9 protein-coding genes are annotated in these 11281 nt (G+C 57.8%); 8 read left to right on the forward strand and 1 reads right to left on the reverse strand.

The window, feature by feature from the left end; genetic code table 11:
- The first annotated feature begins 9 nt into the window (after nt 1-9).
- The 6 genes from mreC to tldD all read left to right on the forward strand — a co-directional run bounded on the left by mreC (nt 10) and on the right by tldD (nt 8952).
- A complete protein-coding gene (mreC, locus tag HCH49_RS14395) occupies nt 10-1026 on the forward strand; it encodes a rod shape-determining protein MreC (protein WP_221702914.1) in 1017 nt (338 codons plus the stop codon).
- Complete coding sequence (gene mreD / locus HCH49_RS14400; protein WP_221702915.1) at nt 1026-1514, forward strand: rod shape-determining protein MreD; 489 nt, start codon at nt 1026-1028, stop codon at nt 1512-1514. The genes mreC and mreD overlap by 1 nt, the downstream gene beginning before the upstream one ends.
- Nucleotides 1515-1523: 9 nt before the next feature.
- Nucleotides 1524-2117: a nucleoside triphosphate pyrophosphatase gene (locus tag HCH49_RS14405; RefSeq protein ID WP_023309398.1), complete on the forward strand. Its 594-nt coding sequence runs from the start codon at nt 1524-1526 to the stop codon at nt 2115-2117.
- Entirely contained in the window at nt 2107-3576 is a 1470-nt protein-coding gene (gene rng, locus HCH49_RS14410; RefSeq protein ID WP_010436156.1) for a ribonuclease G, read from the forward strand. Before HCH49_RS14405 ends, rng begins: the two co-directional genes overlap by 11 nt.
- A 42-nt stretch (nt 3577-3618) precedes the next feature.
- The gene (yhdP, locus tag HCH49_RS14415) at nt 3619-7422 is read left to right on the forward strand and encodes an AsmA2 domain-containing protein YhdP (protein ID WP_221702916.1); all 3804 of its coding nucleotides are present in this window, start codon (nt 3619-3621) and stop codon (nt 7420-7422) included.
- 84 nt (nt 7423-7506) lie between these two features.
- Nucleotides 7507-8952, forward strand: a complete 1446-nt coding sequence (gene tldD / locus HCH49_RS14420; RefSeq protein WP_221702917.1) for a metalloprotease TldD — start codon at nt 7507-7509, stop codon at nt 8950-8952.
- Between the two features lie 77 nt (nt 8953-9029).
- Here the strand turns inward: tldD and aaeR are convergent, their stop codons facing one another.
- Nucleotides 9030-9956, reverse strand: a complete 927-nt coding sequence (gene aaeR / locus HCH49_RS14425) for an HTH-type transcriptional activator AaeR (protein ID WP_023309395.1) — start codon at nt 9954-9956, stop codon at nt 9030-9032.
- Between the two features lie 179 nt (nt 9957-10135).
- On the opposite strand from aaeR, the gene aaeX reads away from it, so the two are divergent.
- Nucleotides 10136-10339, forward strand: a complete 204-nt coding sequence (gene aaeX / locus HCH49_RS14430) for a p-hydroxybenzoic acid efflux pump operon protein AaeX (protein ID WP_003860416.1) — start codon at nt 10136-10138, stop codon at nt 10337-10339.
- Between the two features lie 7 nt (nt 10340-10346).
- Nucleotides 10347-11279, forward strand: coding sequence for a p-hydroxybenzoic acid efflux pump subunit AaeA (aaeA, locus tag HCH49_RS14435; protein ID WP_023309394.1), 933 nt, complete (start codon nt 10347-10349; stop codon nt 11277-11279).
- Nucleotides 11280-11281 lie beyond the last annotated feature (2 nt).

Raw genomic sequence — 11281 nt, forward strand, 5'->3', positions numbered from 1 at the left:
GCATAGCCTATGAAGCCAATTTTTAGCCGTGGCCCATCGCTACAGTTTCGCCTCATTTTGGCGGTTCTGGTTGCGCTTGGGGTCATTATTGCCGATAGCCGCCTCGGTACGTTCAGCCAGATCAGAACGTACATGGATACCGCCGTCAGTCCTTTCTACTTTGTTTCAAATGGTCCCCGTGAACTGCTCGACTCCGTTTCTCAAACGCTGTCTTCGCGCGACCAACTCGAACTCGAAAACCGGGCATTACGTCAGGAACTGCTGCTGAAAAACAGCGAACTGCTGATGCTGGGGCAATACAAGCAGGAGAACGCGCGTCTGCGTGAACTGCTCGGCTCGCCGCTGCGTCAGGATGAGCAGAAAATGGTCACGCAGGTGATCTCCACCGTGAACGACCCCTACAGCGATCAGGTTGTGATCGACAAAGGGAGCGTGAACGGGGTGTATGAAGGTCAGCCTGTTATCAGCGATAAAGGCGTTGTGGGCCAGGTTGTTGCCGTGGCTAAACTGACCAGCCGCGTGCTGCTGATTTGCGATGCCACGCATGCGCTGCCGATCCAGGTTCTGCGCAACGACATCCGCGTGATTGCGGCCGGTAACGGCTGTACGGACGACCTGCAGCTGGAACACCTGCCGGCTAACACGGATATCCGCGTGGGCGACGTGCTGGTGACGTCCGGCCTGGGTGGACGCTTCCCTGAAGGTTATCCGGTTGCGGTGGTCTCTTCGGTCAAGCTGGACACCCAGCGTGCCTATACCGTGATTCAGGCCCGTCCAACCGCCGGTTTGCAGCGTCTGCGCTATCTGCTGCTGCTGTGGGGCGCCGATCGTAACGGTTCTAATCCGATGACGCCTGAAGAGGTGCATCGCGTGGCGAACGAGCGCCTGATGCAGATGATGCCGCAGGTTCTCCCGCCTGCGGATTCCATGGGGCCGCCTGCACCAGTACCGGCGCCGGCAACCGGGTTAACGCAGCCGCTGCCGGATGCGCTGCCACCGCCTAAACTCTCTTCGGGAGGGCAGTAGTGGCAAGCTATCGTAGCCAGGGACGCTGGGTCATCTGGCTCTCGTTTCTCATTGCACTGTTACTGCAAGTGATGCCCTGGCCGGATGACATTCTCGTTTTCCGGCCAAACTGGGTATTACTCATTTTACTCTACTGGATCCTTGCCCTGCCGCATCGCGTAAATGTCGGCACAGGTTTCGTGATGGGTGCCATACTGGATCTCATTAGCGGCTCTACGCTTGGCGTGCGCGCCTTGTCCATGAGCATTATTGCGTACCTCGTCGCACTCAAATTCCAGCTCTTTCGTAACCTTGCGCTCTGGCAACAGGCCCTGGTAGTGATGCTATTGTCGCTCTCTGCGGATATCGTTGTTTTCTGGGCAGAGTTTTTAGTGATCAACGTCTCTTTCCGACCGGAAGTGTTCTGGAGTAGTGTAGTAAACGGTGTGCTCTGGCCTTGGTTATTCCTGCTGATGCGTAAGGTTCGCCAGCAGTTTGCTGTGCAATAAAAGGTTTCTATGACGTCTTTGTATCTCGCTTCCGGCTCCCCGCGCCGTCAGGAACTCCTGACGCAGCTAGGCGTCTCTTTTGAACGCATCGTTACCGGCATTGAAGAAAAACGTGCTGAGGGCGAAAGCGCTCAACAGTACGTGTCTCGCCTGGCGCGCGAGAAAGCGCAGGCGGGCGTGGCCAGTGTGCCACGCGATCTTCCCGTGCTGGGAGCAGATACCATCGTTATTCTGAACGGTGAAGTGCTTGAGAAACCGCGCGACGCCGATCATGCGGCGCGCATGCTGCACAAAATGTCCGGACAAACGCATCAGGTGATGACGGCCGTCGCGCTGGCTGACCGCCAGCACGTGCTGGATTGCCTGGTAGTGACCGAAGTGACGTTCAGAGTACTTACCGACGACGACATCGCCGCTTATATTGCCAGCGGTGAACCAATGGATAAAGCAGGTGCATACGGTATTCAGGGGCTGGGTGGCTGTTTTGTCAGGAAGATTAATGGCAGCTATCACGCCGTAGTCGGCTTACCGCTGGTGGAAACGTATGAGTTGCTGAGCAATTTTAACTCACTGCGTGAGGGAAGGGATAATTATGACGGCTGAATTGTTGGTAAACGTAACGCCATCGGAAACCCGTGTGGCCTATATTGATGGTGGCATTCTTCAGGAAATTCATATTGAGCGTGAAGCGCGGCGCGGAATAGTAGGCAATATCTACAAAGGTCGTGTCAGTCGTGTACTACCGGGTATGCAGGCGGCTTTTGTAGATATTGGACTGGATAAGGCGGCGTTTTTACATGCCTCCGATATCATGCCGCACACCGAGTGCGTCGCGGGCGAAGAGCAAAAACAGTTTGCCGTGCGCGATATTTCTGAACTGGTGCGTCAGGGACAGGATCTGATGGTGCAGGTGGTGAAAGATCCCCTCGGTACCAAAGGCGCCCGTCTGACCACCGACATCACCTTACCTTCCCGCTATCTGGTCTTTATGCCCGGCGCGTCGCACGTGGGCGTTTCGCAGCGTATTGAGAGCGAAACCGAGCGCGAGCGTCTGAAGAAAGTGGTCAGCGCCTACTGCGATGAACAGGGCGGGTTTATCATCCGTACCGCTGCGGAAGGGATCAGCGAAGAAGACCTGGCGTCGGATGCGGCTTACCTGAAGCGCGTCTGGACCAAGGTGATGGAGCGTAAAAAACGCAACCAGACCCGCTACCAGCTCTACGGTGAGCTGGCCCTTGCTCAGCGCGTTCTGCGCGACTTTGCCGATGCCCAGCTCGACCGCATTCGCGTGGACTCACGCCTGACCTATGAAGCCCTGCTGGAATTTACCGCTGAGTACATCCCGGAGATGCCTGGCCTGCTGGAACATTATTCAGGGCGTCAGCCGATTTTCGATCTCTATGATGTCGAAAACGAGATCCAGCGCGCGCTGGAGCGTAAGGTCGAGCTGAAGTCCGGCGGCTATCTGATCATCGATCAGACCGAAGCGATGACCACCGTCGATATCAACACCGGCGCGTTTGTCGGCCATCGCAACCTCGATGACACCATCTTCAACACCAACATCGAAGCCACGCAGGCGATTGCGCGCCAGCTTCGTCTGCGCAATCTGGGCGGCATTATCATCATCGACTTCATCGATATGAGTAATGAAGACCATCGTCGCCGCGTGCTGCACTCGCTTGAGCAGGCGCTGAGCAAAGACCGCGTGAAAACCAGCATTAACGGCTTCTCGCAGCTGGGGCTGGTGGAAATGACGCGTAAGCGTACCCGCGAGAGCGTTGAGCATGTGCTGTGTAATGAATGCCCAACCTGCCATGGGCGCGGAACGGTAAAGACGGTTGAGACCGTCTGCTATGAAATTATGCGCGAAATCGTCCGTGTTCATCATGCCTACGACTCCGATCGTTTTCTGGTCTATGCTTCCCCTGCGGTGGCTGAAGCGCTGAAAGGTGAAGAGTCGCACGCGCTGGCGGAAGTGGAAATCTTTGTCGGCAAACAGGTAAAAGTACAAATTGAACCGCTCTATAACCAGGAGCAGTTTGACGTCGTGATGATGTAAGACGCAGTACGCTGCGTGACGAAAGCTGACAAGGAGAGATGCGTGAGGCGATTGCCGGGGATTTTATTGCTTACAGGGGCAACGCTGGTCGTGATTGTCGCGTTGCTCGTGAGCGGGCTACGCCTCGTATTACCGCATCTGGACAGCTGGCGTCCGCAGCTGCTGGCTAAAATCGAATCCACCACCGGCGTGCCGGTGAACGTAAGCCAGATTAGCGCTAACTGGCAGAATTTTGGCCCGACGCTCGATGTTCGGGATATCAACGCCAGCCTCAAAGATGGCGGCCACCTGAAAATCAAACGCGTGACCCTGGCGCTGGACGTCTGGCAAAGCCTGCTGCATCTGCGCTGGCAGTTTCGCGATCTCACCTTTTATCAACTCCAGTTCCTGACCAATACGCCTCTGTCCGGCGGCGATAGCGGGCAGGGTCTGGAAGCCAACCGCTTCAGCGATCTTTTCCTCCGTCAGTTCGATCACTTCGATCTGCGCGACAGCGAAGTGAGCTTCATTACCCTTTCCGGCCAGCGCGCCGAACTGGCGATCCCTCAGCTGACCTGGCTCAACGGTAAAGAACGTCACCGCGCTGAGGGGCAGGTCAATCTCTCAAGCCTGAACGGCCAGCACGGCGTGATGCAGGTGCGCATGGATCTGCGGGACGATGACGGCCTGTTAAACAACGGCAAAGTCTGGCTGCAGGCCGACGATGTGGACGTGAAGCCATGGCTGGGCGACTGGCTCCAGCAAAATATGCAGCTGGAGACTGCCCGTTTCAGCCTTGAAGGCTGGCTGACCCTGACCAAAGGCGAATTCGCCAGCGGCGATATCTGGCTCAAGCAGGGGGGCGCCAGCTGGAAAGGCGAAAAACAGCAGCATCAGCTTTCCGTCGATAACCTCACCGCGCACGTGACGCAGGAGAAAGAGGGCTGGCAGTTTGCCATTCCGGATACGCGCATCACCATGGACGGCAAGCCGTGGCCGCGCGGTGCGCTGACGCTGGCCTGGATGCCGGAGCAGGACGTCGGCGGCACGGCCAGTAAACGCAGCGACGAGCTGCGCATCCGCGCCAGCAACCTCGATTTGGCGGCCATTGAGGGCCTGCGCTCGATGGCGGCAAAGCTCTCTCCGGACCTGGGCGAGATCTGGCTGGCAACGCAGCCGAGCGGGAAAATAGACGCTCTGGCGCTGGATATTCCGCTCCAGGCGACGGAAAAAACCCGCTTCCAGGCAACGTGGAAAGATCTTGCCTGGAAGCAGTGGAAGCTGCTGCCGGGGGCGGAGCACTTTAGCGGCAAGCTGGAAGGCAGCGTGGAAAACGGCAGGCTAACGGTTGATATGCACGATGCCAAAATGCCTTACGAGACGGTCTTCCGCGCGCCGCTGGAAATCGAACAGGGCAGCGCGGTGCTTAACTGGCTCCGTAACGACAAGGGCTTCCAGCTTGATGGTCGCCATATCGATGTGAAAGCCAAAGCGGTGCACGCGCGCGGCGATTTCCGCTATCTGCAGCCTGTAGGTGACGAGCCGTGGCTGGGCATTCTGGCCGGGATCAGCACCGATGACGGCTCTCAGGCCTGGCGCTACTTCCCGGAAAACCTGATGGGAAAAGCCCTGGTGGACTATCTCAGCGGCGCGATTCAGGGCGGTCAGGCGGACAATGCCACGCTGGTGTACGGCGGTAACCCGCATCTTTTCCCGTACAAACATAATGAAGGCCAGTTCCAGGTGCTGGTGCCGCTGCATAACGCGACATTTGCGTTCCAGCCCGGCTGGCCCGCGCTGAAAGATCTGGATATCGAGCTCAACTTCCTCAATGACGGGCTATGGATGAAGTCCGACAGCGTGGCGCTGGGCGGCGTGACGGCCAGCAACCTGACGGCCAACATCCCGGATTACTCCAAAGAGAAGCTGCTGATTGATGCTGACATCAACGGCCCGGGCAAAGCGGTGGGGCCGTACTTTGAGGAGACGCCCCTGAAAGATTCGCTGGCGGCGACGCTCCAGCAGCTACAGCTTGATGGCGATGTGAATGCTCGCTTACATCTTGATATCCCGCTGGACGGCGAGATGACCACCGCTAAAGGTGACGTCCGCCTTAAGAACAACAGCCTGTTCATCAAACCCCTTGAGAGCACGCTGAAAAATCTCAGCGGGCAGTTCAGCTTTGACAACGGAAACCTTAAGAGCGAGCCGCTTACGGCCAGCTGGTTTAATCAGCCCGTTAATATCGACTTCACGACCACCGAGGGTGAAAAGGCTTATCAGGTAGCCGTCAATCTGGACGGTAACTGGCAGCCAGCGCGCATGGAGGTCCTGCCGAAAGCCATTGAGGCGTCAGTGCAGGGCGCAGTCGCCTGGCAGGGTAAAGTGGCAATCGACCTGCCTTATCACGCGGGCGCCCAGTATAAGGTCGACATCACGGGCGATCTGAAAAACCTTCAGAGCCAGCTGCCTGCGCCGCTGGATAAACAGGCCGGACAGCCGCTGCCGGTAAAGCTGAACGTCGATGGCAACCTGAACAGCTTCGCGCTGACCGGAAGCGCGGGCGGGACAAACCACTTCAACAGCCGCTGGCTGCTTAACCGCAAGCTCACCCTCGACAAAGCCATCTGGACAACGGATAGCCGCTCCACGCCGCCTCTGCCGGAGCAGTCGGGCATTGAGCTGAATCTCCCGCCGATGGACGGTGCAGAGTGGCTGGCGTTGTTCCAGAAAGGCGTTGGGCAAAACGTTGATGAAACCGCCCAGTTCCCGCAAGCCATTACCGTACGCACGCCGTCACTGATGCTGGGCGGGCAGCAGTGGAACAACCTGAGCCTGGTTTCACAGCCTGGCGCTAACGGCACGAAGGTGGAGGCCCAGGGCAGAGAGATCAACGGTACGCTGACCATGCGCAATCACGCGCCGTGGCAGGCGGCGATCCGCTACCTCTACTACAACCCGGCAAGCGCCGCGAGCGGGAAAGATAAACCGGCAGAGGCGTCGCCGCTGAGTAATGTCTCCCGCGTCGATTTTAGCGGCTGGCCCGATCTCCAGCTGCGCTGCGCGGAGTGCTGGCTGTGGGGGCAGAAATATGGCCGTATTGACGGTGATTTCACTATTCAGGCCAACACGCTTACGCTCTCCGGTGGCCTGGTTGATACCGGTTTTGGCCGCATGACGGCCGCAGGGGAATGGGTGAATAACCCGGGCGAGCAGCGAACGTCCCTGAAGGGCGACATTAAAGGCAACAAGCTGGATGCGGCAGCCAATTTCTTTGGAATCAGCACGCCGCTGCGCGGCTCGTCGTTTGACGTCGATTACGATCTTCACTGGCGTGACGCTCCGTGGAAGCCGGATGAGGCCTCGCTGAACGGCATTCTGAAAACCCGCTTCGGCAAAGGTGAAATTGCCGACGTGAGCACGGGGCGCGCCGGGCAGATCCTGCGCCTGCTGAGTTTTGATGCGCTGCTGCGCAAGCTGCGCTTCGATTTCAGCGATACCTTCAGCGAAGGTTTCTACTACGATTCCATCCGCAGCATGGCGTGGATCAAGGACGGTGTTCTGCATACGGACGACACGCTGGTGGATGGCCTGGAAGCGGATATCGCTATGAAAGGCTCCGTTAACCTCGTGCGTCGCGAGCTGGATATGGAAGCCGTGGTGGCGCCGGAAATTTCCGCGAGCGTGGGCGTGGCGGCGGCCTTTGTGGTGAACCCGATTGTCGGTGCGGCGGTGTTTGCCGCCAGCAAAGTGCTGGGGCCGCTGTGGAGCAAGGTCTCCATTCTGCGCTACCGCATTACCGGTCCGGTCGATAAACCGCAGATTAACGAGGTGCTGCGCCAGCCGCGCAAAGATGCACAGCAATGATTTGACGTGGGCAGGTAATTGCCTCACTCTCAATAAATACGATCTTTATACCGCCACGGGCGGCAACGAACGAGTAGCAATACGATGAGTCTGAACCTGGTAAGTGAACATTTGCTCGCAGCGAACGGCCTGAGCCATCAGGACCTGTTCTCCATTCTTGGTCAACTGACCGAACGCCGTCTCGACTACGGCGACCTTTATTTCCAGTCGAGCTATCACGAATCCTGGGTTTTAGAAGACAGCATCATCAAAGATGGCTCCTACAACATTGACCAGGGCGTCGGCGTCCGTGCCGTCAGCGGCGAGAAAACCGGTTTTGCCTATGCCGATCAGATTAGCCTTACCGCACTCGAGCAGAGCGCGCAGGCCGCGCGTACCATTGTGCGTGATACCGGTGATGGTCGCGTGAAAACCCTGGGAGAAGTGCAGCACTCTGCGCTCTATACCAGCATCGATCCGCTGCAGAGCATGAGCCGTGAAGAGAAGCTGGATATCCTGCGTCGCGTGGACAAAGTCGCCCGCGCGGCGGACAAACGCGTGCAGGAAGTTTCTGCCAGCCTGAGCGGCGTGTATGAGTTGATTCTGGTTGCGGCAACGGACGGTACCCTTGCGGCAGACGTTCGCCCGCTGGTGCGTCTCTCCATCAGCGTGCAGGTCGATGACGACGGCAAACGCGAGCGCGGCTCAAGCGGCGGCGGCGGTCGTTTCGGCTATGACTGGTTCCTGGGCGACGTTGACGGTGAAGCACGCGCCGACGCGTGGTCGAAAGAAGCCGTGCGCATGGCGCTGGTGAATCTGAATGCCGTCGCGGCGCCGGCGGGTTCATTCCCGGTGGTGCTGGGCGCCGGCTGGCCGGGCGTACTGTTACACGAAGCCGTAGGCCACGGCCTGGAAGGCGACTTTAACCGTCGCGGGACGTCCGTGTTCAGCGGTCAAATCGGGCAGCTTGTCTCCTCTGAGCTGTGCACCGTTGTGGATGACGGCACCATGCGCGATCGTCGCGGCTCGGTGGCTATCGACGATGAAGGTACGCCAGGCCAGTACAACGTGCTGATCGAAAACGGCGTGCTGAAAGGCTACATGCAGGACAAACTCAACGCGCGCCTGATGGGCGTCGTGCCGACGGGCAACGGACGCCGTGAATCTTACGCGCATCTGCCGATGCCGCGCATGACCAACACGTACATGCTGCCGGGCAAATCCACGCCGCAGGAGATTATCGAATCCGTCGATTACGGTATCTTTGCGCCAAACTTTGGCGGCGGCCAGGTGGACATTACCTCCGGTAAGTTTGTTTTCTCCACGTCAGAAGCGTATCTGATCGAGAAAGGCAAAGTGACCAAAGCGGTGAAGGGTGCGACGCTGATTGGCTCCGGTATTGAAGCCATGCAGCAGATTTCCATGGTCGGTAACGATCTGAAGCTGGATAACGGCGTGGGCGTCTGCGGTAAAGAGGGCCAGAGCCTGCCGGTTGGCGTGGGCCAGCCAACGCTGAAGGTGGACAACCTGACGGTGGGCGGCACGGCGTAATTTCCTGACCCTCTCCCCAAAGGGGAGAGGGGGCTGCTCCACGCTGTCTTTTCTCCCGCGTCCTTATGGAAAAAGGCCTACTCTTTCCTTCTCCCCCGCATCCCCTGAAACAGCTCCGCCACGTCCACAAAATATTCGGTCAGATAGTTAATACACACCTGCACCTTGAGCGGAAGTTTGTCTTTTTCGGTATACAGGGCGTACACAGGACGCGGATCGGACTGGTAGCGCGGGAAGAGGATCTCCAGCACGCCGCTGTTGATCTCGTTGATCACCCACATTAACGGCACGTAGGCGATCCCGGCGCCGGCCACCAGCCAGCGTGAAATGGTCATCGGATCGTTGGTGACAAACCGCCCTTCCGGCAGCAGCCTGGTGGAGATCCCTTCCGGAGCGATCAGCTCAAATTCATTATCGGGCCGCACGCTGTACTCCAGCCACGAGTGGTTGGTGAGATCGGCTGGTTTCTCCGGAACACCGTACTGCGCCAGATAGCTTTTCGAGGCGCAGACCACCATCGGCATGCTGCCCAGCCGTCGCGAGAACAGGCTGGAATCCTGCAACGCGCCGACGCGGATCACCACGTCCAGCCCGTCGGCAATCAGATCCGGTGCCGGGATACCCGTCACCAGATTGACGGTAAGACCGGGGTACTCTTTCAGCATATCCGCCGTCATGGCAGCGAGAACATTTTGTGCCATAGTTGAAGAACACCCGATGCGCAGCGTGCCGATAGGGGTGTTGTTGAAGGCATAGAGCTGTTCGTGAACATCCTGCACTTCAAGCAGCATGCGGCGACAGCCCTGATAGTAAATTTTACCCGCTTCCGTCAGCCCAATGCTGCGGGTACTGCGGTTGAGCAGCTTGACCTGAAGCTCATCTTCCAGTTTGGACACCGTCTGGCTGATGGATGAGACGCTCATCTGAAGCTGGCGTGCAGCGGCGGTAAAAGAGCCCAGCTCAACCACTTTGGCGAAGACCGACATGCGTTTTAAACGTTCCATTGTTCACTCTGGCTTAAAAGTGATTTAGATCACATATTATAGATAACAGCATAACAGTTACGTTAATATATTATTAATTACATAACGGCTGCGCCATTCTCGCCCGGCGTTTCTTGCTCTCCTGCGGTGGCGTGCGCTAAAAAATTCTGAAGCCTGCACTCTCTCTTATCAAGGTCAACATGAGTCTGTTTCCCGTTATCGTGGTGTTCGGTCTGTCGTTCCCACCGATATTTTTCGAGCTTCTTTTATCACTGGCGATCTTCTGGCTGGTGCGCAAGGTGCTGGTCCCTACCGGGATCTACGATTTCGTCTGGCACCCTGCATTGTTCAATACCGCGCTGTATTGCTGCCTGTTTTATCTGATATCGCGCATGTTTGTCTGAGGTTGATGTGAAAACGCTAACAAGAAAAATCTCCCGCACCGCCATCACGATGGCGCTGGTTATCCTCGCCTTCATCGCTATTTTCCGCGCCTGGGTTTATTACACCGAATCACCGTGGACGCGTGATGCACGCTTCAGCGCCGATGTGGTGGCAATAGCCCCTGACGTGGCTGGTCTTATCACAGCGGTCAACGTCCACGATAACCAGCTGGTGAAGAAAGATCAGGTCCTGTTCACCATCGACCAGCCTCGTTACCAGAAAGCGCTGGAAGAGGCGGAAGCGGACGTGGCCTATTACCAGGCGCTGGCTGCGGAGAAACGCCGCGAGGCAGGGCGCCGTAATCAGCTGGGCGTTCAGGCAATGTCCCGTGAAGAGATTGATCAGTCCAACAACGTGCTGCAAACCGTGCTGCACCAGCTGGCGAAAGCGCAGGCAACGCGCGATCTGGCGAAGCTCGATCTCGAGCGCACCGTGATCCGCGCGCCGTCCGATGGCTGGGTGACCAACCTCAACGTCTATGCCGGGGAATTCATTACCCGTGGCTCAACTGCCGTGGCGCTGGTTAAACAGAACTCCTTCTACGTGCTCGCCTATATGGAAGAGACCAAGCTGGAAGGCGTGCGCCCGGGTTACCGGGCGGAAATCACGCCGCTCGGCAGCAACCGCGTCTTTAAAGGCACCGTCGACAGCGTTGCCGCAGGGGTGACTAACTCCAGCAGCTCTAACGATGCCAAAGGGATGGCGACGGTCGATTCCAACCTGGAGTGGGTGCGTCTGGCCCAGCGCGTGCCGGTACGTATTCATCTTGATGAACAGCAGGGAAATCTGTGGCCTGCGGGTACCACGGCGACGGTGGTGATCACCGGTGAAAAGGACCGGGATGCCAGCCAGGACTCGTTCTTCCGTAAAATTGCCCACCGCCTTCGCGAGTTTGGTTAATC

The organism is Enterobacter sp. Y17 (assembly GCF_019730495.1).
Taxonomy (GTDB): Bacteria; Pseudomonadota; Gammaproteobacteria; order Enterobacterales; family Enterobacteriaceae; genus Enterobacter; species Enterobacter asburiae_B.